The organism is Bradyrhizobium sp. BWC-3-1 (genome assembly GCF_032917965.1).
GTDB lineage: Bacteria > Pseudomonadota > Alphaproteobacteria > Rhizobiales > Xanthobacteraceae > Bradyrhizobium > Bradyrhizobium canariense_D.
The window spans coordinates 7,685,437-7,711,648 of record NZ_CP136625.1 but is presented as its reverse complement, the minus strand read 5'-3'; the positions used below and the strand labels follow the sequence as shown (position 1 = coordinate 7,711,648).

Genomic DNA, 26,212 nt, shown 5'->3' with positions numbered 1-26,212 from the left:
GCACGCGCGGCCGGGACCCACGGTCTGCGGCCGGATTTTTGGGACAAGGACGGGAGTGGCTTTCGTAACAACGAAGGCCGGCGGTTATGGATCGCGGCCTTAGGGACGCCGAAGGAATCTTACAGGAGGATCCGATGGATCTCGCATTCACGAAGGAAGAGCAGGCGTTTCGCGAGGAAGTGCGGACATTCCTCCGCGCCAACGTGCTGCCGGATACAAGGCGCAAGCTGGTCGAGGGCCGCCACGTCTCCAAGGACGAGATGGTGGCGTGGTGGCGCATCCTCAACAAAAAGGGCTGGGGCGTCAGCCACTGGCCCAAGGTATATGGCGGCACCGGCTGGACAAGCGTGCAGCACTACATCTTCACCGAGGAGCTGCAGTCCTATCCGGCGCAGCCGCCGCTCGCCTTTGGCGTCAGCATGGTCGGTCCCGTCATCTACACCTTCGGCAACGAGGAGCAGAAGAAAAAGTACCTGCCGCGCATCGGCAATGTCGACGACTGGTGGTGCCAGGGCTTCTCCGAGCCCGGTTCGGGATCCGATCTCGCTTCGCTCAAGACCAAGGCCGAGCGCAAGGGCGACAAGTGGATCATCAACGGCCAGAAGACCTGGACCACGCTGGCTCAGCATGCCGACATGATCTTCTGCCTCTGCCGCACCGATCCTTCCGCCAAGAAGCAGATGGGCATCTCCTTCATCGTCTGCAGCATGAAATCGAAGGGGCTCACGGTGCGTCCGATCCAGACCATCGATGGCGGCACCGAGGTGAACGAAGTGTTCTTCGACGACGTGGAAGTTCCTTACGAAAACCTGATCGGCGAGGAGAACAAGGGCTGGGATTACGCCAAATTCCTGCTCGGCAATGAGCGGACCGGCTTGGCTCGCGTCGGTCTCTCCAAGGAGCGGCTGCGCCGCATCCGCGATTTGGCCTCAAAGATGGACTCCGGCGGCAAGCCCCTCATCCAGGATGCCGCGTTCCGCGAGAAGCTGACGGCCTGCGAGATCGAGCTGAAGGCGCTCGAGCTAACCCAGCTCCGCGTCGTCGCCGCCGAAGGCAAGCACGGCAAGGTAAAACCCAACCCGGCATCCTCCGTGCTGAAGATCAAGGGCTCCCAGATACAGCAGACCACCACCGAGCTCTTGATGGAGGTCATCGGCCCGCTTGCGGCGCCCTACGATGTACACGGCCATGATGGCTCGAACGAAGCCATGGAGTGGACCGCCCAAATCGCGACGAACTACTTCAATAACCGAAAGGTCTCGATCTACGGCGGCTCCGACGAGATCCAGCGCAACATCATTGCCAAAGCGGTGCTAGGACTTTGACCCGCGAAGCAGCGTAACAAACGGTGTCGTCACCCCTTATACGCAATTGCGCGGTGGGCTGGGACCCAACACGCCGCGCCAGTCGCGAGCACGGCAGGCGGCCGCGTTTACTGGATCCCCGCCTTCGCGGGACTGATGTCTGAGCGTGAGGCGACGGCCGGATTTTCCGCCGATTTGGAGAGCAAGATGGATTTTGATTTGACCGAGGAGCAGCGGCTTCTCAAGGACAGCATCGACGGCCTTTTGGCCGATTTGTACGATTTCGAGAGCCGCAGGCAGTACATGAAGGAAAAGGGCGGCTGGAGCAAAGCCGTCTGGGGCAAGCTTGCCGAGCAGGGCCTGCTCGGCCTGCCGTTCAGCGAAGCAGAAGGCGGCTTCGGCGGCGGCGGTGTCGAGACCATGATCGTGATGGAAGCGCTCGGCAAGGCGATGGCGGTCGAGCCTTATCTCCCGGCGGTGGTGATCGGCGGCGGCTTCCTCCGCCACGCCGGCAGCGAGGCGCAGAAGGCCGCGCACGTGCCCGGCATCGTCGACGGCAGCAAGACCTTTGCCTTCGCCCAGCTCGAGAAGAACTCGCGCTACGATCTGTTCGACATCACTACGGCCGCCAAGAAGAAGGGCGACGGCTGGATCATCGACGGCGAAAAATTCGTCGTGCTCAACGGCGAGAATGCCGACACGCTGATCGTCACCGCGCGCACCAAGGGTGACCGCCGCGACACCACCGGCATCGGCGTATTCCTGGTGCCTGCGAATGCCAAGGGTGTCGCGAAGAAGTCCTACCCGACCCAGGACGGCCTGCACGCCGCCGACATTACCTTCACCGGCGTCGAGGTCGGCGCGGATGCGGTGCTCGGCAATGCCGAGGATGGTCTCGCTTTGATCGAGCGCGTGGTGGACGAAGCCCGCATCGCGCTCTGCGCCGAGGCGGTCGGCCTGATGGACGAATCGCTCAAGACCACGGTCGAGTACATCAAGACGCGCAAGCAATTCGGCGTCGCGATCGGCTCGTTCCAGTCGCTCCAGCACCGCGCCTCCGACATGTTCGTCGCCGCCGAGCAGGCGAGGTCGATGTCGATGTTCGCGACCATGGCCGGCGATTTCGCGGACGCGCGAGAGCGTTCCAACGCGATCGCCGCGGCCAAGGTGCAGATCGGCAAGTCGGCCAAGTTCGTCGGCCAGCAGTCGATCCAGCTCCACGGCGGTATCGGAATGACCATGGAGGCCAAGATCGGCCACTACTTCAAACGTCTGACCATGATCGAGAACACCTTTGGGGACACCGACTACCTCCAACGCCGCGTCGCGGACGCGGGTGGGTTGATCTGACACTGGTCGTCATCCCGGGGCATCGCGATTCGTCCGCCGAAGCTCAAAGAGCGAACGCGGAAGCGATGAGCCCGGGTTCTGGCGGTACAGTGCGAGCGAACCGAAGCAATCCAGTATCGTTTCCGCGGAGACAGTCTGGATTGCTTCGTTGCTTGCGCTTCTCGGCAATGGCGGAGCAGGCGGAATCAGGGAAGGCAACAACAATGAAAATGCCCCGTTCGATCTCACCGCTAAGGTGGCCGTCGTTACCTGCTCCAGCCGCGCCATGAACTGTGCATTTTCCTTGCAAGGACGAATGGGAAGAACGAGAAGCGGGCTGCCGTGGCCCGCGCCGGCGTTGGAGACATCGGAACGCCTAGTGCGCGAAGCCTCTTCTCTATATCCGAAGGCGTTGCCGAGACCTACCATCGAGGGCTCCAACGCTCGGACATTGCACTCGCGAAGGCCGAGACAGCTGAGCCCGAAAACGAAGATCGACGATCCGTGCTCTTCGCCGTCAACTCATCGTCGGCATGACGAACTCAGCTCCAGAGCGAATGCCAGTAGGCCACCGTGTCGTGATCGTCTTTAGTTTGGTGTAGAACCGTACCCCCTCGGGTCCATGCATGTTGTGATCACCAAACAGAGACGCCTTCCACCCACCGAATGAGTGGAATGCCATTGGAACCGGGATCGGTACGTTGATGCCAATCATCCCGACTTGAATTTGATGCGCAAATTCGCGCGCGGCATCTCCGTCCCTTGTGAAGATGGCGGTGCCGTTGCCGAACTCGTGCACGTTGATCATCTCGGCGGCCTCGTCATATGATTTGACGCGTGCGACGGCGAGCACCGGTCCGAAGATCTCCTCCTTGTAGATCTTCATATCGGTCGTGACGTAGTCGAACAGCGTTCCACCGATGAAATATCCCTTCTCGTAATCCTGGCGCCGGAAGTCCCGCCCATCGACAATCAGATTTGCTCCCTCGTCTACACCGATGTCGATATAGCCACGGACCTTGTCGAGATGCTGCTTGGTCACAAGTGGCCCCATCTCGGCATCGGGATCTGTTCCCGGGCCGATCTTCAGAGCGCGAACCTTGGGCGCAAGTTTTTCGATCAGCCGGTCGGCTGTCGCGTCTCCGATCGGGACCGCGACCGAAATCGCCATGCAACGCTCGCCCGCGGCGCCGTAGGCGGCGCCCATCAGCGCGTCAACCGCCTGATCCATGTCGGCGTCCGGCATGATGATCATGTGGTTCTTGGCGCCGCCAAGCGCCTGGCAGCGCTTTCCGTTTCGAGTGGCCGTTTCGTGGATGTAGCGGGCAATCGGAGTGGACCCGACAAAGCTCACGGCCACTATGTCGGCATCGGACAAGATGGCGTCGACCGCTTCCTTGTCTCCATGAAGGACGTTGAAGACGCCATCGGGCAATCCGGCCTCCTTCAGCCACTTCGCCAGTATGAGCGAGGCGGACGGATCGCGTTCGGACGGCTTGAGAATGAAAGTGTTGCCGCACGCGAGGGCAACCGGAAACATCCACATCGGCACCATCGCCGGAAAATTGAATGGTGTAATCCCGGCAACAACGCCGAGCGGTTGACGTAGAGAGTAACTGTCGACGCGACTTCCGACGTTCTCGGTGACCTCTCCCTTGAGAAGCTGAGGTGCGCCGGTGGCAAACTCCACGACTTCCATGCCGCGCTGAATCTCCCCCTTTGCGTCCGAGAGCACCTTGCCGTGCTCGGCCGTGATGACTTGGGCGAGTTCGTCGATCCGATCCTCTAGAATTCGCAGGAAGCGGTTGAGAATTCGGGCGCGGCGCAAAGGAGGGGTGCTCGCCCAGGCCGGAAACGCCTTTCGCGCCGCTGTCGCCGCCGCACGGACGTCTTGGACCGAAGCCAATCCAAGCGTGCCCGACTGTTCGCCCGTGGCGGGATTGTATATGGCCGCGGTACGGGTGCCGCAGCTTGGCACCAGCTGGCCATTAATGAAATTCGAAATCTTCGTCGGCATTTGAGCATTTCCTGCAAACAGAGCTTGATCGCCGTTGGTATGCAGCGCATACAACTGCGCATCAACGAGCGAATGTGCGGCTCCGTTGTGCAGAAACTGTAGTCGATGGACTGGGAACGGGTTCGGATCTTTCTTGAGGTCGCGCGAGCAGGACAGATCCTGAAGGCCTCGAAGAGTCTTCGGTTAAATCATGCCACGGTAGCGCGACAACTTAGTGCCCTTGAGCGAAGCTTGAACGCCAAGCTGCTCGAACGACATACGTCCGGGTGCGTTCTGACCGCGGCGGGCGAGTCGTTAGTCGCGGCGGCGGAGCGCGCGGAGAGCGAATTTCTCAGAGTAGGCTCCAGCATCGGCGGTGCCAGCCAAGCACTCGCGGGTACTGTGCGCGTCGGTGCGCCAGACGGTCTTGGCAACTATTTCCTTGCAGATCGGCTCGGCATCCTCGCCGCGAAATATTCGAGGCTCGTCGTTCAGCTGGTGCCGTTACCACGAACATTTTCGCTGTCGCGGCGAGAGGCCGACATCGTTATTACGTTGGATCGACCCAAACAGGGGCGACTAATCCTATCGAAGCTGACCGACTACACACTCAGCGTCTATGCGGCGGAGCAATACCTTGGGCGCGAAGGCCCGATCATAAGCCAGGACGAATTAGCCGGCCGTTTGTTCGTGACGCATGTCGAGGACATGACTTACAGCCGCGCCTTGGATTATGCTTCCGTTCTCGGTCGCCTCATGTCACGTCGATACGAATGCGGTAGCGTGGTCGCGCAAATGGAAGCGGTTCGTGCCGGGCATGGCATAGGAATCCTCCACGACTATGCTGCGCGACGTTATCCGGAACTGAAGCGCTTGCTGCCCGAGGTCCGCTTCGTGCGCAACTATTGGATCACCTCTCATCCCGATACGCACGAGACACGCCGGGTCCAAGAGGTGCATCGGTTCATCTCCGGATCCGTGAAGGCCGCGAGGGCCTCCTTCGTATCGGACTGAGGTGGCCCGACCAGAGGCGTGGCACTGTGGGCGCTCATGTACAGACCGAGCAAGAGCGGCGTCATGAACACGCCCAAGACGTTGAAAAGAGAGGCGCTGCAAACTGCCGCCGACACATTGCCGCAGCCGATAGCGGTGAAGGCGATCGACGACTGCACGGTCGACGGAAGCAGGGTCAGGAACAGAAAATCGGCCGCCAAGCTGGGGCTGAGAACGGGTGCGGGCAGGCGACGGATGGCCAATCCCAGCAGGGGCAACACGAGACACCAGCACCGCCCGGTGCGGCCGCCAATGGGACGCGCCCGACACGGGACAGCCTCGCCCCGTGCAGGAAGAAGAGCGGGCCGATGCCGGTTTTCGAGGCCTAGCCGAGCATGTGTGCGGCCTCGCGGCGACTGGGGACCAGGAGCCCCAACACAAGAGGCGCCAGATGCCGGCGGTGAACGAGTCGCGCCTCAGACGGCGGAGGGTGGTGACGGGCGTGGTCATGCGGCGAGCAGCAGTGGGGTCAGGAGATAGGCCAGCGGCTTGGTAACCGCCTCGTCGCCGGGGTGATAGCGCCCGGGCTCGTGCAGAAGGTTCAGGGCGCCCAGGCAGCGTCCGTCGAACAGGATCGGCGTATTGATCACCGAGCCCAGCCCGAGACCGGCCAGTTTCGCATGGTCATCGAAGGCCCATTTAAGGTCGTGCGGGTGGGTTCCGATGAACACCTCGCCCCGCACCAGCACATGGTCAGTCCAGGGCAGACCGCGCTTCGACTTCCTGCCTCCGGCGGGATAGGCCTCGGCGTGGCTGCTGTAGAGGCGCTCGAGCTCCACGGTCGCAGCGTGCAGACGCATCACGGTCAGCAGCCGATGCCCCAATAGACGTTGGGCGATCTCGTCGATGACCGGCAGAATCGCCCCTTTCGGGCCAGTCCTCGCCGCCTCGGTGACCCGCGCCACGTCGTCGCCGCCGATCACAGGAGCACCACGCGCAAAAGGTCCTCGATTGGCGTGGGCGGCGGCGAGACCGTGTTCGTCTCGTGCATCATCACCGCGATCCCGAATTTCTGCGCCATGCCTCAGTTTCCCGTTCCCGAATTCCTGATGAGCCCGCTCCACGGACGTCCAGCCCTGCCGGAAATCCATCGTTGGTCCGCTCTCCACGGCTCGCTCGGGCATAGCAACCCGGCGGGCAAGGCAAAATACATCCGGGCCGCAGGGTTTTTGGGCGAAGTTCATCCATCAGCGCTGGATTGCAGCCGGGCCGCCACGCCTGGCGCTGGAATTGATCGACAGCGGGGGGCCACACTTGGCAGGGAACCAGCTGGGCGCCGGGCGATGATCGTCCGGGTGCGATCCCCACCGCGAAGGCGCCTTGAGATCGATTGCGTTGGGCGAAGAGGGCGCCGCGTGCGCGAATGCTGGAGATGCGGATCGGCGGAAGAGCGGATCCGACGATGCCGTGGCGGCGAACTCCGCAGTGAAAATCTTCAGATTCGGCGGAGCACGGACGCGATTGCCGCCTGATGGGCAGTCTCATCCGGTAGAAAATATTGGAAACACTGACGGAGTTCTCACTTGGGGCTGAACCACAATAGAGATCGGTGCAGAACAACCTATCGGCGCAGAACAGCCGTAGTTCACAGACCAGCCGCTCTTTGATCGCCGTTAGGCCGGTCTGCGGGGTCTTTGGCGTGTGCGGCCGGTCGGCCACGGCGCCGTGGCCGTGCCAAGGATCGTGATCTCGCCGACCGCGAGCTCAAGGCACTTACTTGACGCGGGCTCAGGACTCGCAGTTCCCGACGAGATGACCGACCAATGGCGCCCCACGGAGTCCCGGGAAGCGGATCCGCATTCTTGGGGGTTTGGTCGCCCGCGCTATGTCGCCTCGCGTCCGATCGTCGCTTGATGGGCCGAGCACTCCCAAATTTGTTCTCCCTCGACATACGTGCGGAGGACCTTGAGATCGAGCACGTGCTCGGGATCGACGGTGCGTGGGTTCCTATCGAGGAGCACAAAATCTGCATATTTGCCGACCTCAATGCTCCCGATCTCGTTGTGCTTTCTGAGATGGAAGGCGGCGTCGATTGTCACGGAGCGGAGGTCCGAGTCGCTGTCCATCATCTGATCCGGACCAATGACGTTTCGGGCGCGGCTTCGACGAGTGGTCAATAAATGTAGCCAAAGGACGGCGTGCGGCCAAGTCATTGGCCTACGGGAGCCGGGCGACGATCGGATGGCATAGCGGGCGTTGAAGCCCGCATAGGCATCGGCCTAAAGGATCCCGGCGGCGCAGCCGAGGTGGCGCTCGGGATGCTCGCCGCCCGTCGCGCGAGTAAAAGAACAGGGCGGCCGGCGGCGCATGGCCCGGGAACGGGCGGTCGTCCCGTACATAGCCCATAACCGGCCGGTGCGCGTTTGGCGCTTGGCCAACACTGGCACCGTGGAGTCGCCGCCGTCAGGCGCTCGGCAGCGAACACATAGGCGGTAGGAGGTCGTAAAGCGGCCGCAGCAGCATGACGCAGCCGCCGACTTGGTCGGCCAGCATCGACAAGTCTAGCTCGACACCTTCCCACGCATAGCGCACGGCCTGTCGGTTGAGCGGCTGGTGCTGCCCGTACTTCTCGATCAGGACGCTACTCGCCCTCGGCTTTTGCGCCGGCCTAGAGCTGGCGACGACCGGTAGAGACCGGTTAGCCGCTGGCCACACAGAGATCCTGCATCATTGCAACGAAGTTTGCACAATTTCTACAGAAAGCTGTCCGAATTCGCAGACGACGGCCGACGCCAAACGAGCAGACTGCCGCAAAACAAATCCTAATCAGCTGTCCAGAGGGAGAAAATGTCTATGCTCAAATATTTGGCGCGTCGTGCGAACGTGCGCCTTGCACCCTTCGTGGGCGCGGCGGCGCTGCTTGCGATTGCTTCTTCCGCGAATGCGGAAACGCTGAAATGGGCTCGCCGTTTAGATGTTCAAACGCTTGACCCGCATGCCTATAACGAGGGCACCACCTATACGTTTAATCAGCAGATCTATGAGCCCCTCGTGTCACGAGACGATGATGGCAAGCTCATCGGTGTGCTGGCGACAGAATGGCACATGCTCCCCGACCGGCCTGACATATGGGAGTTCAAGCTTCGCCAGAACGTCACCTTCCACGACGGAGCTCCTTTCACGGCAGAAGACGTTGTATTTTCGATCCGACGAGCCATGGCGCCGACGTCGAACATGCGGACATACGTAAAAGCGATCGAGTCCGTCGTCGCAAAAGATGCCAATACCGTGCAGATCAAGACCAAGGCCCCTAGCCTCCTGATGGCGGAGAATCTGACGGCCGTCTTGATAATGAACGAAGCTTGGGCCGAGAAGAACGATTCCGTGGCCCCGCAGGACTATATGGCGAAGAAAGAGAACTATGCGGCGCGCCATGAAAACGGCACGGGCGCATACCGGCTCGTCAGCCGCGAGTCCGATCGCCGGACAGAACTGGTGGCATATGACAAGTACTGGGGTATCGGTCAATTCCCGCTGAGCATCGATCAAATTATCTATACACCTATCCAGTCGGACGCGACGCGCGTATCCGCCTTGATTAGCGGCCAGGTCAATTTTCTGCAAGATGTTCCTCCCCAGGATGTCTCGCGCCTCGAACAGAGCCCCGATCTGCGAGTGGTTAAGGGCCCTGAATCCCGTACCGTTTTTCTTGGCGTCAACATGGGGGAGGATAAACTTACAAGCGGAAACGTGAAGGGGAATCCCTTCGCGGATAAGCGGGTCCGTCAAGCCATGAATATGTCTATTGATCGTCAAGCCATCCAGAAGACGATCATGCGGGGTCAGTCCATCCCGCTTGGGACGATCCTTCCGCCATCCGCCAGCGGCTTTACTCAAGAATTGGGAAGAATGCCGAAGTTCGACGTCGCGAATGCGCGGCAGCTCATGATGGAAGCGGGCTACGGCGATGGTTTTTCTGTAACCCTTAATTGCACCAACGATGGCATGGTTAGCGATGAACGCATCTGTGAGGCGCTAGTGGCAATGCTGGCGAAGATTAGCATAACTGTAAACCTGGACGTGCAGCCCTCCGCCGCAGTCTGGCCACTGGTTCTTCACCGGAAGACCGACTTCTACCTGATGACTTGGGGTGGGTTCAATTCTCAAATCTTTTTTGAAAACCTTGTTCACTCTCGGGGCACTTGGGCTGGGGTGAATTTCAAGAACCCAGAGATCGACGCGAAAATTGATTCGCTTAGCTCGGAGGCCAGCATTGAAAAGTACAACGCCACCGTCGCTGAAATCTGGAAGGTCGTCCAGGACGAGTGTTTCTATCTTCCGATTCACGCGCAAATGTTAGCGCGTGCAATGCAGAGCAAGATTCAGGTCACATCACACGTCGGCAACATGATCTATGTAAAGAACGTCAAGGTAGATAAATGACTGGCTTCTTCCTGCGCAGACTGGCGTCTGTTTTTCCGGTGATGCTGGTCACGGCCTTCCTGTCCTTCGCCGCCTTTCATTTTATCGGTGATCCGCTGCAGAACATGCTGGGGCAGGAGGCCAGCGAGGAGGACCGCGCACGCTTGGCGGCCGAACTGGGTTTCGACCGCCCCTTTTACATCCAATTCCTCCGGTTCGTCGGCTCTGCACTTCAGGGTGATTTTGGCATTTCCACTCGCGTGGGACGGCCCGTGTTGGATCTAATCCTTGAACGGCTGCCTGCGACACTCGAACTAGCGCTACTGTCGTTTTTCTTCGCGATGTCGGCAGGCATTGCGCTCGGGGTGATGACGGCGCTGCGTCCGAGCTCCGCACTGTCTCGGGTGAGCATGACTGGCTCGCTGATTGCGGTATCGCTACCTAACTTTCTGATCGGCATCGGCCTGATCTATGTCTTTTCGATTAAACTTGGGTGGCTGCCCTCATTCGGGCGTGGCGACACAGTAAAGATCGGCTGGTGGACAACTGGATTACTGACCAAAAGCGGTTGGAAGGCCATTCTCCTGCCGGCAATTTCACTGGCAGCTTACCAGCTTACGCTGATCTTGCGACTGGTTCGCGCTGAAATGCTTGAAGTCATGCACTCCGACTACATCCGGTTCGCGAGAGCGCGGGGCTTACCTAAGCGGCTCATCTATTTCTCGTATGCATTGAAGAACACCATGGTCCCGGTGGTCACTGTTGCTGGCCTGCAGTTAGGATCGATTATCGCATTCGCCGTAGTAACGGAGACGGTGTTCCAGTGGCCCGGCGTCGGGCTGCTCTTCGTTAATTCGATTCGTTTTTCAGATGTGCCGATCATGGCAACATACCTTCTCATTGTGTCGTTTATTTTTGTTGCCATCAATATGGTGGTGGATTGCATCTACTACCTCTTGGACCCTCGTTTGCGCGCGGTAGGGGGCATCAAGTGAAGAGATTGACCAGAAAGTTTGCGGCGCTGTTCGGTTCAGATATCGGTCACTCCTTCTTGCGCTCTCCCGGGGCACTTTTCTCGACCTTGGTCCTGCTAATCCTCATTGCTGCAGCCTTGGGCGCCCCTCTGCTGGCTCCGCAGGACATTCTCGACCCGCGCACATTCGACCTCTTATCGGCAAACACACCCCCGTGGAGCGCAAACGATCTTGCCGGACATTTTTACGCCTTTGGCACAGACGACCAAGGTCGCGATGTTCTCTCGGCGACTCTTTACGGAACGCGGGTTTCCCTTCTGGTGGCCCTTGTAGCTGTCCTGTTGTCGATGTCGATCGGCGTCACACTAGGTCTGGTGTCAGGGTATTTCGGCGGGCGTACCGACGCGGCAATCATGCGCATTGCAGACGTTCAGTTGTCTATCCCTGCCATCTTCATTGCTCTGTTGATCTCGGGCTTGTCTCGAACGCTTTTGGCTCCCGGAGTTCGCGATACGCTCGCGATCTATATGGTCATTTTGGCCATTGGATTTTCCGGATGGGTCACCTACGCACGCACGGTGCGCGGCGCGGTCATGGTGGAAAAGCAGCGCGAATATGTCCAGGCTGCGCTAATGATCGGGCTGCCGACGCGCACGATGCTTCTGCGCCACATCCTTCCAAACGTTCGCCGTCCCATTCTCGTTATCGCAACAATCTCGCTTGCGCTTTCCATCATAACAGAAGCCACTTTGTCCTACCTCGGCGCGGGCCTGCCTCCCACCCAGCCCTCTCTGGGAACGTTGATACGCAGCGGTCAGGACTTTCTGTTCGCGGGGGAGTGGTGGATTCTAGTGTTTCCCGCCGCAGCACTCCTGACGCTCGCGCTCGCAATCAATGTTCTAGGGGACTGGTTGAGGGATGTGCTGAACCCGAGGGGCCTTTGAACATGACATCCGGCCGACCTCCCGTTCTTTCAATTCGCGGGCTCTGCGTTGACTTTCCAAGCCGTCATGGCACGCTTCATGCTGTCCGCGATGTCAGCCTCGAGATAGCACCTGGCGAAATACTTGGGATTGTCGGCGAGTCCGGCGCAGGCAAATCGACTGTCGGGGCGGCGATCACGGGCTTGCTCCAGGCTCCAGGACTAATTAGCGCGGGCGAAGTTCGGCTTTCCGGCGACATCATCGATGCGCGAGACGTCAAAGCTATGCAGGCGTTGCGCGGGAGACGCATCTCGACCATTTTCCAGGATCCGTTGACCAGCCTTAATCCACTCTTCACGATTGAGAGGCAACTGGTTGATACGATCCGGGCCCATCGGGCTTTGTCACGGGCTGAAGCGCGAGCCGAGGCGGTGCGTCAGTTGGAGGCCGTAGGCATCCCTGAGCCCGCCCAACGAGTGAAGAACTGGCCGCATGAATTTTCGGGCGGCATGCGACAGCGCGCGGTCATCGCGCTCGCCCTCTGCTCGCAGCCCGAACTAATCATTGCGGACGAGCCGACGACGGCACTCGACGTGACCGTCCAAGCACAGATTTTGAAACTGATTCAGAACTTGGCTCGTGAACGTCGGGTAGCGGTGATGCTCATCACCCACAACATGGGAGTGATCTCCCAAATCACCGACCGCGTCGCGGTAATGAAATCAGGGGAAGTCGTTGAGCTAGGAACGACATCGACAGTGCTTAGTCGTCCATGTCACGAATACAGCCAAGCGTTGCTATCGGTCGTTCCGCGTGGTGACGTGAAGCTTAGTCGTTTTCCGGTCGCTGGGGGCGCTAGGAATATCGATGCCGCCATGAAGTGGTTGCTGGAATCTAACTCGCAGCACGGCTCTGGAGGCGCTGATGCACTTGTGGAGCTGCGCCGAGTCAATCGGGTTTTTGGAGTTCCGCGGCTGTTTGGAAGCGTGACGCACGGGGCATTCAAAGCGTTGGACAATGTGAGCCTATGCATCCGCCGCGGAGAGGTGATGGGGCTTGTCGGCGAATCCGGGTCCGGGAAAAGCACGATCGCTAGGATTGTCGCTGGCCTGAACCCTCCGAGTACCGGTGAACTGCTTTTCAATGGGAAGGATGTCTACGCCGCGACGTTCGAGGTGCGCCAACATATCCGCCGCCAGACCCAGATGGTGTTCCAAGATCCATACTCGTCTCTAAACTCGCATATGCGAGTGGCAGACATAATCATGGAGCCAATGATTCACTTTGGACTCGCAAAGAATAGGCAACTGGCAGAACCATTGATGTTGGAACTCCTGAACGCTGTCGGGTTGGAAGCAAGCGCCGCCCGCCGATATCCGCATGCGTTTTCGGGCGGCCAACGGCAACGCATTTCAATTGCCCGTGCCTTGGCTAGCCGTCCGAGCTTTCTGATTTGTGATGAACCGACGTCGGCATTGGATGTCTCAATTCAGGCCCAGATTTTGAATCTTCTGAAGGACCTTCAAGAAAAGCTATCGCTGACGATGCTGTTTATCAGTCACGATTTGCCTGTGGTTCGTCAAATCTGCGACAGAGTCACGGTGCTGCAAAAGGGTCAAGTCTGTGAAATTGGGGAGGCGGATGACGTCTTTAATCATCCGCGACATCCTTACACCGAGTCGCTCCTTTCTATGATACCGAGCATGCATCGTCCGATCGAGCTCATCCAGGCGACGTCTGGGGTACGTACCGAACGAGCGGGCTCGTGATGCTTAACGACCTAACGCCCGATACTCGTAGGCTCCTGCAGCCTCTCTCAAGCTGCTGCGTTAATAGAAGCAGCCAAATTCTTGCGCAGAGACAATCAATCCTCCTAGTCTAACCCGATCGCAAGTCCAATCGCGCACAGGTATGCCCTGGAAGTACAACCCTCTCAAACCGATCCGGAGACCTGAGCTATGCTCCCAAAACTTCCGCGCACCGCTATGGACACTTTTCGCGCGAGCCCCGAAGTCTTGGAGATTATTCGGAAGGCTAAGCTATTCGGCTGGTGGGATCATCCGCTCGAGGGTGCCGCCACGGACCGGGAAGAAATGAATGAGATTGATCGGGCGTACTGGTTTTACAAGGCCGCTAACCCTATTACGCGAACTTCAAAAGAGGTGTCTGACGCGATCTTTTTGAATGATAGTTCGATCGTCAAACTGCCTGATCGGTTCGAAAAGAGCAGATCAGTGACCATGGGCGCGGTTGGAGACTTGATCCAGGCCAATGGACTAGAACACTCCAAGGACCTACTCTTCGACGGCGTCGAGGATGTAGTTTTTGGGAAAGACATTTCGTTCGGAAACTATGAGTCTCCTGTGGGAGAAGAAGCTGTCGTCAGGGATGCCATGGGGGATGGCCGTTCAGCCACGATGTGTTGCTCGGCCGCCCAATATTCGGCGCTGACGCAGCATCTGGGGAGGCACTTTTCAGTGCTGAACTTGGCGAACAATCACTCACTTGACTTGGGCGTTAAAGGGCTCCAGATCACCCAAGATCTCTGCTTGCAGAACGGAATTCTAGATATTGGCGCACCGCGACGTGCCGAAGAGTATGGCAAAGGTCGGCTTCTTACCAAACAAGGAATCAAGATAGGGTTTGTGTCGGCCACTTTTGGTCTTAATGCCCATCAACTTCCGGACGGTCATGGCCATCGAGTCCATGTTTCAAGGCTCGTCTCGAAACACGTGCCAGCTGACTTGGAGCTTCTTAAATCACAGATCAGAGATTGCAAGGAGCAGGGCAGTGACTTCATCGTGGCGTCCGTGCATTGGGGTTTCGAGCATGAGGTTTTTCCTAGGCTCTCACAAATTGAGGCCGCCCATGCATTGGTTGAGGAGGGTGTCGATCTACTGCTTGGACATCACCCGCACGTGGTTCAGCCAATCGAATTTTACAGAACACAAAGGGATCCGAACCGTGTGGCCACCATTGCGTACTCCTTGGGAAGCTTGACTTGGGATTGGTGTACGGCACCACATCTCATTCTGAGCATAATTTTGGATATCGAGTTGGCCAAGGGCCAGATAGATGGCGCAAATCGTACTTACATTGCGAAATGCGAGATAGTCCCTGTCTTCCGAAGCATCTTCTACCGCGGTGACAAGAAACTGATGCGCATCGAAAAACTACGACAGCACATCGCCGCCGGGAGCAACGGAGTAGGCGGCTTGAAGGAGATGGAGCACTACGTCGATCTGATTTCCGGCCAAGCTGGATCGTGACTGCCACCGTCTCGATTGACCCATATTCAGTGTTCGTATGACCTGATCGCGGAGCCGGCAGCACGCTCACGGCTCCGCGAGCCGTACGGTAGGTAGCCTAGGATACCGTGCGGCCGTTCGGATTGGTAGTCATGTCGACAGTTGTCTCGATCGATGCCCCTTGTCCGTGAGGCTCGCATCAATACTGCCGCCGCATTGACGGGTCGTTGCGGAGTGCTCACATCCGAATCTCCGAATCACCTTTGCGCCGCTGAAATCGCCGACGGCTGCCTTGCGGCCAGGACGGCGGACGATCGCCTAGTGAAATCCTTCGAAAGACGCTTGAACGCTGAATTCGAGCGCCGACAGGGGGTTCGTTGCAGTAATCAAAATGGACATATTGCTACTGTCGGAATCAAACGCAACGCTGTTTCACGAGCCAGATTGTTCTGGGACCTGCAATGATAGTGAGACACGGTCGAACCGATCTCAATTCGGCGAACCCGGCATACATAGGAGCCAGGAAATGGTCAGTTTCGCATTCAATGCGCATTGCCGCACGAAGCTCGTGCGCCGAGATGTGCAACGCGACACCGGGCATTAGTACAAGAGCGCGCTGCGAGCCAGCGGTCGTTCCCAGCAGAACCGAGATACCGAGAAGCCAAAACGGCCGACCACTGCTGTCCCAAGGGGCCGCTCTGTCTTTGAGTCACAACCCGCGAGATCGCCAGCTTCGATGAAGTAGGCGTCGCCAACCGGATTGCGTGCTTCGACCGCATGTGAGCGAGGCGGTCCCGTGCATCGATAAGGCTCTTCCCGCCGGAGGGCCTCGCCGAGCTCATGCGGCTTTCTGACTTCGTCGTCCTTGCTGTTCCGCATGTTCCGGAAACTGCCAGGCTAATCGGTCGCGAGCAGCTTCAGTACATGCGGCGCGATGCCTTTCTGACCAACATCGCCCGCGCGGCTCTTTAATTGCTGAACACGAGCTCATCGAGGCACTTCAGGCGGGCACCATTGCCGGAGCCCTCCGACGTATTCGAGCGAGAACCACTTCCACCGGATAGCCCGCTCTGGACAATGCCTAACGTCATCATCACTCCACATGTGGCCGGTTGGCTGAGCGACTACAACACTCGCTTTTAGAAATCTTCACCGACAATCTGCAGCGATTCCTCGACAACAAGCCGCTACGGAACGTGGTCGACCTCAAGCGAGGGTACTAACCAGCGCGCTCAGTCTTTGAGACGATCGTGGTCTGGTTCGGTAAAGAGGAAACGATACCGCCGCAGACAAGGGCTCGCCGTCGGCGCCCGGTGAACCAGCGCCGCCGCGGCGGTTGGGCGGGAAAGTTCCGGCGCGATGTCTGCTGTTGCAGCAGACTTGAGCCTCGAGTCCGGCCGTCTCGGCCACGCGCGCCGGAGCAAGTCGCAGACGCCTTCGCCGATTGCTACGAGCTCGGCGTCCACATCTTTATCGGCGATTCCAATCGCCGATCAACGCGAGTGTGATCGCGAGCCCGTTGCTTATTGTCTCAGGTGACAGAGCCGGCTCCGCAAATTTGAACAGGTCGGTAAGTGGAGTTTCTGCCTGACAGCGGGCACGCTGGTGTCTGCGAATCAGGAGCGACGATGAGCAGACGAGCACGCCGGAACCACACTCCGGCTTTCAAGGCGAAGGTGGCGCTTGCCGCGGTGAAGGGGGACCGGACGATAGCCCAACTGGCCGAGCACTTTGATGTCCATCCCAATCAGATCACGGCGTGGAAGGCGCAGCTGGAGGGTGGCGCTTCCGGAGTTTTTGGACTTGGCGGCGCTGCGCCGGCGGCGCCTGCGATCGATGTGAAGTCGCTGCATGCCAAGATCGGGGAGCTGACGCTGGAGAACGATTTTTTAGAAGGCGCGCTCACCAAGGCGGGATTGCTGAGCGCAAAGCGATGATCGACCGTGAGCACGATCTGTCGATCACCAGGCAGGCGGAAGTTTTGAAGATCAGCCGCGGCAGCGTTTATTACCAGCCGCGCCCGGTGCCGGACGCCGATCTCGCGATCATGCGGCGTCTCGACCGGCTGCATCTGGAGTTTCCCTTCGCCGGTTCGCGTATGCTGAAAGGCCTGCTGGCTGCCGAGGGGTGCAAGATCGGCCGTCGGCATGTGAAGACGCTGATGCGGCGGATGGGGATAGAGGCGCTCTATCGCCGTCCGCGCACCAGCAGACCCGAGCCCGGCCACAAGATCCATCCATACCTGCTGCGCGGCATGGAGATCACGCGACCGAACCAGGTCTGGGCGATGGACATCACCTACATCCCGATGGAGCGCGGTTTTGTCTACCTCGCGGTCGTGCTCGATTGGGCAACCCGTCGTGTTCTGTCGTGGCGGCTGTCGATCACCATGGAAGCAGCCTTCTGCGTCGAGACGCTGGAGGATGCCTTGGCTCGTCACGGCAAGCCGGACATCTTCAACACCGACCAAGGCTCGCAGTTTACCGGTGCGGCCTTCACCGGCGTGCTTGCCAGCCACCGCATCGCCATCAGCATGGATGGCAAAGGGGCCTGGCGGGACAATGTGTTCGTCGAACGGCTGTGGCGCAGCATCAAATACGAGGAGGTCTATCTGCGAGCCTACGAAACCGTCGGCGAGGCACGACATTCGATTGGCCGGTATCTCGATTTTTACAACGGACGACGTCCGCATTCGAGTCTTGACGACATGACCCCGGATCAAGCCTACTTCAACCTTCCGCCGCTCCGCGCGGCGGCCTAACCCCGGCAGAGGCTCCACTTATCGACGCGGAATTTTTGTTCAGACAACCGGGACCAGCTCAGACTCCGTTTCTTTTTGAGAGTTATAGAAGAGGAAATAGCTGTTCGTTTAATCCAGCTTATAAAGCGATCTGTTATTTTTGTATAATATCTTTCTGGCCCCCTCAATTGCCTCATCAAAACTAAGGCTTCCTCCCACAACGTGTTCAGTGAGAGCCTGTGCCAAGTATCGCTTGCCCCAGCGACCAGCGAGCCAATAGAGCTCAGGAATATGAGCGGCGTCGCTTGCATACATTATTTTGGAGAGTGGAACTACCTCCATAACTTGCATGTATCTTTGGAACAGACTCTGATGCACATGTGGTGTCATGATCGACAATTCAAAATAGCAGTTTGGGTACAAATGACTAAGCCAAGCGGCCTTTCCTACTGACGGATAACCTGCGTGTAGAGGAATTATTTTCGGCATACGCATTACACCATCTCGATCGAAGCGGCACACCTCCTCAAGAAAAAAGGGATCTTGATTGCGAAGTATCACAAAAGGAGGTTCTCCATCTCCGGTATGAATCTGCATTGGAATGTCGCGCTTTAAGCACTCTTCTAGTGCGATTGTGAAATTGTAGCGGCGGAGATCTTTCGATAGATTGTACGTGGCCTCTCGATCTGTGGCCGGAATCTTGTGAAAGGAGTCCCTAAGAGTCTTCCAGGAGTCCCGAGCCACTTCACGATCGTAAAGTGGCCTGATCAACCCTATAAAGGGGAGAAGATAGGACTTCATCCCATAGGATTTCTTTCCATAATTTCCCTCTCCTCCTCCATCGAGCATTTCGTGCATCCTCGTTCCGAAGCGCTGCTCGTACTCCTCGAATGAAATGTCGAGAGGAAAGAGCTCTCTTTGGATCATCTCTATCCTGGCGAGACGGTTGGTTCGGCAGGGCAGTATGGCTTCTTCAAACCGCGATATCTCGACCGCCCCACAACCTTCTGCATATCCCGTATCCAGCATGATGTTCTCGTAGTTCACATCCCGAAGCAGGCTATTTACGTAACCCCAGTAATTCTTTCCGCGTTCATTCCTTGCCTCAATGACCGCTTCAAGTCTTGGTTCACAGCTCAAAAACTGCGAGAGCTCCTTAACAACAAACTTCATGAATACGCTTTCTGCGATATCACGAGTGATGCCAGCGACCTTACTCTGGATATCAAATGCCTTGTTGAGCTCGTGCCTGGTTGCCTCGTCACCATTTAGCCACCGGTCATACACGCCCTGTGGAAAGTAATATGCGGTACCATAACCGGCCAAGGATATGCGCTCCAGATAGCGCTGCGGAGTTGTTACGGCATCTCGATCGGTGATGAGGTGACAATGCGTGTCGTCGATCGGCAGATCGTTCACGGCCTCAAACACTTTTATGAACTCCGGATGCTGCTTAGAGAGAAACAGCGGGAGGTGATCGAGTTGACTTGAGGGGGTGATTTGGGCGGTCATCGTCTTCGCAGCTCCCAGTCGGCGGCTCTTTGGCCACAACGTCAATACGAGATGAAGTGCACAGTTGCTACGGCTCCTAGAATAAGAGGCTCGTTCCGAGCGAACCGAGTGCGCGCTTCATTCTAGCATTCATTCCTGCGGATACTTTGAGCTTTACCTCGCTGGGAGATGATGCATTTGTGCATATACCGCCCATTTGGTGCAGCTTTTGACCCGACAGTAACCCGGCGGGGTGAACGTACAGCGAGTGATGCGCCGGATCGTGAAAACGGGAGCATTTTCGCTGTCGCGGCGAGAGGCCGACATCGTTATTACGTTGGATCGACCCAAACAGGGGCGACTAATCCTGTCGAAGCTGACCGACTACACACTCAGCGTCTATGCGGCGGAGCAATACCTTGGGTGCGATGGCCCGATCATAAGCCAGGACGAATTGGCCGGCCGTTTGTTCGTGACGCATGTCGAGGACATGACTTACAGCCGCGCCTTGGACTATGCTTCCGTTCTCGGTCGGCTCATCTCACGTCGATACGAATGCGGCAGCGTGGTCGCGCAAATGGAAGCGGTTCGTGCCGGGTATGGCGTAGGAATCCTCCACGACTATGCGGCGCCAAGGTATCCGGAACAGAAGCGCTTCCTGCCCGAAGTCCGGTTCGTGCGCAATTATTGGACCCCTCTCATCCGATACGCACGAGACACGCGGGGTCCAAGAGGTGCATCGGTTCATCTTCGGATCCGTGAAGGCCGCGAGGGCCTCCTTCGTATTGGACTGAGGTGGCGGGAAGCGGAGGTGGATGCATCAGACCGCTTCTCCACAGCCGCTTAGCGGACGAGACGGCGTCACATGGCAATCGAGAGCACCAAGGATTCAGATGCATTGGCTCCGCGCGGAGCGGCCTAGATCCGAGATTTTGTCACACCAGGACTGGCGCGAATCAATCTAGCCGATAACGGAACTGGTCCAACGGGCGTGCCTGGAAAGAGCCGCCTCAATAGTCTCTTTTTGCAGGTTCGTATTGTCACCGCTCAGGACAAACACCAGTACACTCTCATGGTACGCAGCCAACGGATTGGCCGGCATTAGCTGAACGTCGCCGCTCGCGACTTGAACGAGATAGCTATTGTTTGCTTGCTCAGATGTGACAATAACCCCCTTGATCCGCTCTGCTATTTTTGCCAGTTGAGTCAAAGATCGGCGCATCCCCCGTTGGTCGACCGAATCTTTCGTGCGCAGAACCATGGTGCTAAATGCATTATCGGCGGTTTCAGCGTCGCTCGCGGCGGGAAGCATCTTTGAGGGGCGGCGCCTCAGAGTAGGTGTGCCATCCGGCAAGCAGATGGCACTGGCATCGACTTGGCTATGATGGGCGCGTATAATGATCACCTCTGGGTTTAGTTCGTGTAAGATCGCGCCGACTTTGGACAGCCGACTTGCAGGTGCAAGGTCGATCTTGTTAAGGATCAGCCGGTCGGCCGCTTCGATTTGTCGCTTGACCAGATTGCCGACAAACTTGTCGTTCAGACGATCGATGATAGTTGAAGCGTCGACCACAGTAATCATGGCATTGAGGCTCAATTCTCGCATGCCTCGGCTGTAGTATGAAATGCGGCAAGGGTCGCCAACTCCGCTGGCCTCGACCAGAACGCGCTTGAGGCGCGGGCGAAAGGCGGCCATCCAATCAAAGGCTTCTCCGAGGCGATCGGTGACGGAGCAACAGACGCAACCATCTTGAATGCCTAGCGTCAGTCCAGCCCCTTTAATCACATGTTGAGCATCGACGTTGATTGGCGCGAGGTCGTTTACGATAACTCCTGTCTCTTTGGGGTCCCATGTCTGCAAGAGATGATTGACAAGGCTTGATTTTCCCGAGCCGAGATATCCGCCAATTATGATGACATCTAGCGTCATTGACGGGCTCTAAAAGCTACTAGGAAAGTACTTTCCTTCGAAAACGCTGCCGAGAACCTTGATTTCGCGGATGTACTCGGGTGGCACTTCGAACGGATCACGGTCCAGCACAGTGAAGTCCGCTTTCTTGCCCGAGCGAATACTGCCGACTTCGCTATCCATTCCGAGGATGTAGGCGGCGTCGATAGTGATGGCTTTCATCGCCTGCTCGACCGAAACGCGCTCGTGCTCTCCCATAACCTTACCCGTTTCGCACAGGCGGTTGACTGCAACCCAGGCGTTCACCAGCGGTGCAGCGGGCGCCATGCTGAAGTCTGAGTGCAAGGAGAAGCGAATATTGTTGGATGCCAAAGTGCCGAGCCGGGACATCTGCGATGCCCTCTCGTAACCGAGTATGCCCTTGTAGAAGCGGTCGCTCAGCTCATGAACGTAATAGATGTTGACCGAAGCATTGGCTCCGAACTCGGCTGCACGCTGAATTTGTTCTGGTGTGCTCACTCCCAGATGCTCGATCACGAGCTTGCGCCCAAATCGCGGCCGGCGAGCTTGCAGATGCTCGAGCGTGTCGAGAACAAGTTCTAGACCCAGGTCGGCGGAGGTATGAATATGAATGACGTTTCCTGCATCCCAATAGGCCTCCGCAGCCTGGCGTAGAATCTCAGGCGACGTTATCCAGTGGCCATCTTGGCCCTCGATCCGACCCGGCCAGTTGAGTTGCATCAGGTTGGAGAAGAATCCACCGTCGGCGAACAACTTGACCGATTTGCCGAAGTGCGCGCGGACGGTTTTCCTTGCACGAATAGATCTGAGATCAGCCATACGCGCAGGAATGTCGACCGAGTCCGCGCCGAAGGGAATCCCGACCGGAGTCATCTGCACTCTGAACGGCGTATTTTCGTCGAAGGCTTCCTGGCAAAGCTGCCATTCCAGCTCTTCTCCGCCGATTTTGCCAAAGGCCATGTCGCCGATCGTGGTGGTACCGCCAGCATGTATAACGTCCTTGAAGGCTCGATATCCAGCTTTGATACGTTCGGGTTCGAGGAGATGCTTCCGTAAGCGTGCCAGCACCATGGCCATGCCGCTTTCGTAGAAGAACTGTCGCTCGGCATCCACTTGAGGGTGCTTTTCCGCGTCCTCACGCGTTATTCCGGCCCATGCCATCGCGGCGTCATTGAGGTAAAGCGAGTGAAAGCCACGGTGCCAGACGACGATTGGTCGCCTGCTGGAGATACGCGAAAGCGCGCCTCCACTCAAGGGTCCGTGCCACAACTCGTGATAACCCCAGCTCACGAGCGGCTCATCCTCAGGAAGCTGGCTTTCAATCTCCGTCAGGCGATTGAGGAATTCATTTTGTCCACGAACGGCGGTAAGCGCGCGGCCGGGCAATTTCCAATCCACGCCAGTGATCCAATGCATCGGAAGGAGAATCGAAGCCAGAGCGGGGTGGACATGCGGGTCTATAAAGCCGGGCATCAGCACGGCATCTCGAAAGGTATCGTCGATCTGAGGTGTTTGGCCTGCGAACCACGGCCGCACGGACTCGGCCGTGCCAACCTCGAGTATCCGAGAACCTCGAACCACCACAGTGTCGGCGACTGGCAAGGATGGGTTCATCGTGCGGATGGTCTTCGCCCTGTAGATGGTCGTCTTTTCCACCTTGATCTCCGTTTTGATTATGGGTTGTGAATGGCCCCGCTGTGCAGCGACCGCAAAGACTTGGTGCGGGTTTACTCGGAATCGCGAATACGCGGCCGATCGATGCCGCCCACAAAATCCTTGGGATGGAAAACTGGTTGTTGCTCGCTACTGCCAAGGCACATCAATGCACGCGACACTTTCATTCGCGTCCTCGATGCACTCGCCTCAACGAGCTTGCCACCGCTGCTTGCGGTCAGCTCTTGGTCACTGTCCAGCCAGTTTTGAAGTTCTCGTGATGGTCGGGACAACGGCCAGAAGTGGCCGTCCATCCTATGCCGCGTGCCGTCCGGTCGGCGCTTCATCAGCCGAGCACTCCCAAATTCGTTCACCCTCGACATAGGTGCCGAGGACCTTGAGATCGAGCACGTGCTCGGGATCGACGGTACGAGGGTTCTTGTCGAGGAGCACGAAATCTGCATATTTGCCGACCTCGATGCTCCCGATTTCGTTGTGCTTTCTGAGGTGGAAGGCGGCGTCGATTGTCACGGAGCGAAGGGCCGAGTCGATATCCATGATCTGATCCGGACCGATGACGTTTCCGGCGCGGCTTCGACGGGTAGTCGCTAGATGTAGGCAAAGGAGCGCGTGCGGCCAAGTCATTGGCGGATCGCAGTGGAGCGAACTCCGCATCCCCATTCGGACGGCGCTCCCGGCTGGCACAAACTTCGCGGCCGCTTCCGGCCCAAGGAGGGCGTCGCGGAGTGCTTCGCCCCAATAATACAGGTAAGGCAAGAAGAAGCTGCAGACGACGCCCAGCTTGTTGCAGCGGTCTATTTGGTCTTCGCGCAACGTTCCGCAATGCTCGAGCCGAAATGGACGCTTTGCTTCGGGAAACTCATTGAGCGCCACCTCGTACGCATCCAGAACCGCATCGATCGTGCGATCGCCATGCGTATGGACCGACATTTGATGCCCGCGGGCCGCGTAAGCCCTTATTATTCGCTTCAGCTCTTCGGGCTTGTAGTTCATATGACCGACGCTATTGCGCGGAAGACCCATGCTCGTAAGGGTGATTTCGTTGTTGAGGTATGGCTTCGTCAACCACACGTTCCCCATGAGGACGGACCCATCACCCCACATCTTGATGCCGGCCATCGCAAACCGATCGTTTCCTCCCTCAAAGGGAATCGTCTCGATTCCTTCGGGAACAGCTCTCTGATAGCAAAAGACCCGAATGGGCATTTGCTCGCGCTCCAGAGTCTTCTTGTAGAAGACACTTGTCATTGGCGTCAGTCCCATTTCCGAGCTGGTTGTATATCCAGACTTTGAGAACTTCCACAGCCAATCCCGTAACGAGTCGATACCACGCTGCTCGCCGCAGATCGCATAGAAACTCTCGACGATGTAGTCGCGCGAGCGCTCCTCAAATTTCCATGGTTCACCATTCTCGTCGTAACGAACATGCCCGCCAGGAACGACCGGGGTCTCTCGGGTAATTTTAAGTGCCTTAAGGGCCGCCGTATTGAGAAAAATGCCGTGCATGTTCGACACCTGCACGGCAATCGGAATCGTCGGTGAGAGTTCGTCGAGCTCTGCTTTGCTAGGCTCTTTGGCGCCCACGTGGAGCTGGGCGTCAAGGCCCAGGAACCAGAGGAAATCTCCTTTCTTTGCCTTGCTAACCCTTCTTCTGATCTTGGCGAGAGCCGCCTCGTAGGTAGGCGTGTGCACTGAGCGAATATCGACCACCGGATCGCCCCAACACAGGGCGCTAAGCAGAGGATGGCCATGTGCTTCGACGAAACCAGGTAACATCGTGCGCCCGGCGAGATCGACCATGGTGGTTTCGGAATCGCGGTAGCTGCTTACGGCTTCCCAAGATCCAACTGCGAGTATTTTTCCTTTGGAAATCGCGACCGCTTCAACTTGCATCTGGTCGCGATCCATCGTGACGATCGGCCCGCCGTAAAAAATCGTATCTGCACCCATCTGTGCTCCTCCTGCCTGCTTCCGGGCGTCAAGCGCCGTTGGTTTGCCGTTCAAACATTTCCGCGAGTCTGCCGGTTGGCAGTTCGCCGCGCATTCCTATGAATACGAGCTCGCTTCGCTGATCGCCCGAGGATGAAAGGCGTAGATCGATCGTCGAGCGCTTGCCGATCAGCTGGAAAACGCCGCTCTGATCGGTCAAATCCGAGAATCGAACGATGCCCTTCGCGCGCAGGATCGAGGCAGGAAGAGCCTTTACGATCGCAGCAAAGTTGGCTTGGCTGCCGACATTGCCTGACCAGGACCAGCTCTCAAACACGCCGGAGTGATCACGAGTCGTGTAGGTGCCGCCGCAGGCGGCACAGGCTCGATCGCGGCATGGGCTTTCGGTTTGGTCGCACCGAAATGTTGTTTTCCGATTCGAACGAAACTGGTGTGGCGCCTCAACGTCGCTATCAGAGAGCAACATGAAAGCCGGAAGGACGGCGTTGCGCGTTCTTATGATTCTCATCATGGGCAACGCGCCGCGGAGCGTCGTGATAACTTCGTCGACGACTGCCGGCGTTACTAGGTCGGTCTTGTTGAGTAACACATAGTCCGCGACCGCGGCCTGATCGATCGCCAACTCGGTGTTTTCGAAGTTGAGGCCCGGAAAGTTCTCGGCATCGACAACGCAAATTGTACGATCAACCTTTAGTCGGCGAGACACCGCCGGCTGCATAAATGCATCGGCGATAGCCATCGGATTCGACACGCCACTCGTCTCGAGCAAAACTCCATCGAACCTCGGTTCTGAAGACGCGATAGACAGAATTGAACCTAAGAGATCATCCTTGATGCTGCAGCAAACGCATCCATTTGTAAGAGAAATGATGGAGTCGCTCTGCGATGCGACGAGCCTCACATCGATATTCAGCGCGGCAAAGTCGTTGACGAGAACAGCCAGCCTCTGCCTCGTCTGCTGCAGTATGTTGTTCAGAAGAGTCGTCTTACCCGCACCCAGAAAGCCGGACACGATCGTAACCGGCAATTGTTGCTCCCGGGCGAAATGCAACATCGCGGCATATCCTCGGAGCCTGCGGCAACGGTCACGCCCGTCCGTCGCCCACCATAGATTTCCTGTACGAAGTGCGCGTGGTTGGATCACCACTGAAATCCGCAACGACGAAGCGATTGTCTACATAAATTGGTGTGACAATTCTGTCAACATGAATATTCTATTGGAAGTTTCATATACGTGA

At 57.8% G+C, this 26,212-nt stretch carries 19 protein-coding genes and 2 pseudogenes; 11 read left to right on the top strand and 10 right to left on the bottom strand.

Annotated features, from left to right (window positions below):
- Positions 1-134: 134 nt before the first annotated feature.
- Together pimC and pimD are read left to right on the top strand one after the other, a co-directional pair.
- Positions 135-1,325, top strand: a complete 1,191-nt coding sequence (pimC, locus tag RX329_RS37035; RefSeq protein ID WP_317245225.1) for a pimeloyl-CoA dehydrogenase large subunit — start codon at positions 135-137, stop codon at positions 1,323-1,325.
- A gap of 186 nt (positions 1,326-1,511) precedes the next feature.
- A complete protein-coding gene (gene pimD / locus RX329_RS37030) occupies positions 1,512-2,654 on the top strand; it encodes a pimeloyl-CoA dehydrogenase small subunit (protein ID WP_317245224.1) in 1,143 nt (380 codons plus the stop codon).
- A gap of 496 nt (positions 2,655-3,150) precedes the next feature.
- Here the strand turns inward: pimD and RX329_RS37025 are convergent, their stop codons facing one another.
- Entirely contained in the window at positions 3,151-4,650 is a 1,500-nt protein-coding gene (locus RX329_RS37025; protein WP_317245223.1) for a CoA-acylating methylmalonate-semialdehyde dehydrogenase, read from the bottom strand.
- A 105-nt stretch (positions 4,651-4,755) separates the two neighbouring features.
- On the opposite strand from RX329_RS37025, the gene RX329_RS37020 reads away from it, so the two are divergent.
- Positions 4,756-5,643, top strand: coding sequence for a LysR family transcriptional regulator (locus tag RX329_RS37020; protein ID WP_317245222.1), 888 nt, complete (start codon positions 4,756-4,758; stop codon positions 5,641-5,643).
- Here the strand turns inward: RX329_RS37020 and RX329_RS42215 are convergent.
- The 4 genes and pseudogenes from RX329_RS42215 to RX329_RS37000 form a co-directional block, all read right to left on the bottom strand.
- Positions 5,547-5,903, bottom strand: a complete 357-nt coding sequence (locus RX329_RS42215; RefSeq protein WP_410706187.1) for a bile acid:sodium symporter — start codon at positions 5,901-5,903, stop codon at positions 5,547-5,549. The two genes, RX329_RS37020 and RX329_RS42215, sit on opposite strands and share 97 nt — an antisense overlap.
- Positions 5,904-6,128: 225 nt before the next feature.
- Positions 6,129-6,605 (bottom strand): GAF domain-containing protein, encoded by a 477-nt coding sequence (locus RX329_RS37010; RefSeq protein ID WP_317245221.1) that lies wholly within the window; start codon positions 6,603-6,605, stop codon positions 6,129-6,131.
- A gap of 900 nt (positions 6,606-7,505) precedes the next feature.
- Positions 7,506-7,748, bottom strand: a complete 243-nt coding sequence (locus RX329_RS37005; protein WP_317245220.1) for an amidohydrolase family protein — start codon at positions 7,746-7,748, stop codon at positions 7,506-7,508.
- A gap of 156 nt (positions 7,749-7,904) precedes the next feature.
- Positions 7,905-8,268: pseudogene (locus RX329_RS37000) on the bottom strand (IS66 family transposase); the annotation flags it as partial.
- A 207-nt stretch (positions 8,269-8,475) separates the two neighbouring features.
- Between RX329_RS37000 and RX329_RS36995 the strand changes: the two are divergent.
- From RX329_RS36995 to RX329_RS36970, 7 genes and pseudogenes are all read left to right on the top strand, one after another.
- Positions 8,476-10,065, top strand: coding sequence for an ABC transporter substrate-binding protein (locus RX329_RS36995; protein ID WP_317245219.1), 1,590 nt, complete (start codon positions 8,476-8,478; stop codon positions 10,063-10,065).
- Positions 10,062-11,039: an ABC transporter permease gene (locus RX329_RS36990; protein WP_317245218.1), complete on the top strand. Its 978-nt coding sequence runs from the start codon at positions 10,062-10,064 to the stop codon at positions 11,037-11,039. Before RX329_RS36995 ends, RX329_RS36990 begins: the two co-directional genes overlap by 4 nt.
- Positions 11,036-11,962, top strand: coding sequence for an ABC transporter permease (locus RX329_RS36985; RefSeq protein WP_317245217.1), 927 nt, complete (start codon positions 11,036-11,038; stop codon positions 11,960-11,962). The genes RX329_RS36990 and RX329_RS36985 overlap by 4 nt, the downstream gene beginning before the upstream one ends.
- A gap of 2 nt (positions 11,963-11,964) precedes the next feature.
- Positions 11,965-13,710 (top strand): ABC transporter ATP-binding protein, encoded by a 1,746-nt coding sequence (locus tag RX329_RS36980; protein ID WP_317246478.1) that lies wholly within the window; start codon positions 11,965-11,967, stop codon positions 13,708-13,710.
- A gap of 189 nt (positions 13,711-13,899) precedes the next feature.
- The gene (locus tag RX329_RS36975) at positions 13,900-15,210 is read left to right on the top strand and encodes a CapA family protein (RefSeq protein ID WP_317245216.1); all 1,311 of its coding nucleotides are present in this window, start codon (positions 13,900-13,902) and stop codon (positions 15,208-15,210) included.
- A gap of 819 nt (positions 15,211-16,029) precedes the next feature.
- A pseudogene (locus RX329_RS42210) lies at positions 16,030-16,332 on the top strand (NAD(P)-dependent oxidoreductase).
- A 485-nt stretch (positions 16,333-16,817) separates the two neighbouring features.
- Positions 16,818-17,950 (top strand): IS3 family transposase gene (locus RX329_RS36970; protein ID WP_317245080.1). Its coding sequence is split into 2 segments (ribosomal slippage): positions 16,818-17,073 and positions 17,073-17,950, totalling 1,134 coding nucleotides; the frame shifts between segments, so codons are not numbered across the junction.
- A gap of 108 nt (positions 17,951-18,058) precedes the next feature.
- On the opposite strand, the gene RX329_RS36965 is transcribed toward RX329_RS36970, so the two are convergent.
- A complete protein-coding gene (locus RX329_RS36965) occupies positions 18,059-19,441 on the bottom strand; it encodes an amidohydrolase family protein (protein ID WP_317245215.1) in 1,383 nt (460 codons plus the stop codon).
- A gap of 250 nt (positions 19,442-19,691) precedes the next feature.
- On the opposite strand from RX329_RS36965, the gene RX329_RS36960 reads away from it, so the two are divergent.
- Positions 19,692-20,267: a substrate-binding domain-containing protein gene (locus RX329_RS36960; RefSeq protein WP_317245214.1), complete on the top strand. Its 576-nt coding sequence runs from the start codon at positions 19,692-19,694 to the stop codon at positions 20,265-20,267.
- 114 nt (positions 20,268-20,381) lie between these two features.
- Here the strand turns inward: RX329_RS36960 and RX329_RS36955 are convergent, their stop codons facing one another.
- The 4 genes from RX329_RS36955 to RX329_RS36940 form a co-directional block, all read right to left on the bottom strand.
- Entirely contained in the window at positions 20,382-21,350 is a 969-nt protein-coding gene (locus RX329_RS36955) for a GTP-binding protein (protein ID WP_317245213.1), read from the bottom strand.
- 9 nt (positions 21,351-21,359) lie between these two features.
- Positions 21,360-23,006, bottom strand: coding sequence for an amidohydrolase (locus RX329_RS36950; RefSeq protein WP_317245212.1), 1,647 nt, complete (start codon positions 23,004-23,006; stop codon positions 21,360-21,362).
- Positions 23,007-23,318: 312 nt separating this feature from the next.
- Entirely contained in the window at positions 23,319-24,974 is a 1,656-nt protein-coding gene (locus tag RX329_RS36945; RefSeq protein ID WP_317245211.1) for an amidohydrolase, read from the bottom strand.
- A 28-nt stretch (positions 24,975-25,002) separates the two neighbouring features.
- Positions 25,003-26,028, bottom strand: a complete 1,026-nt coding sequence (locus RX329_RS36940; protein ID WP_317245210.1) for a GTP-binding protein — start codon at positions 26,026-26,028, stop codon at positions 25,003-25,005.
- Between the last annotated feature and the right edge of the window lie 184 nt (positions 26,029-26,212).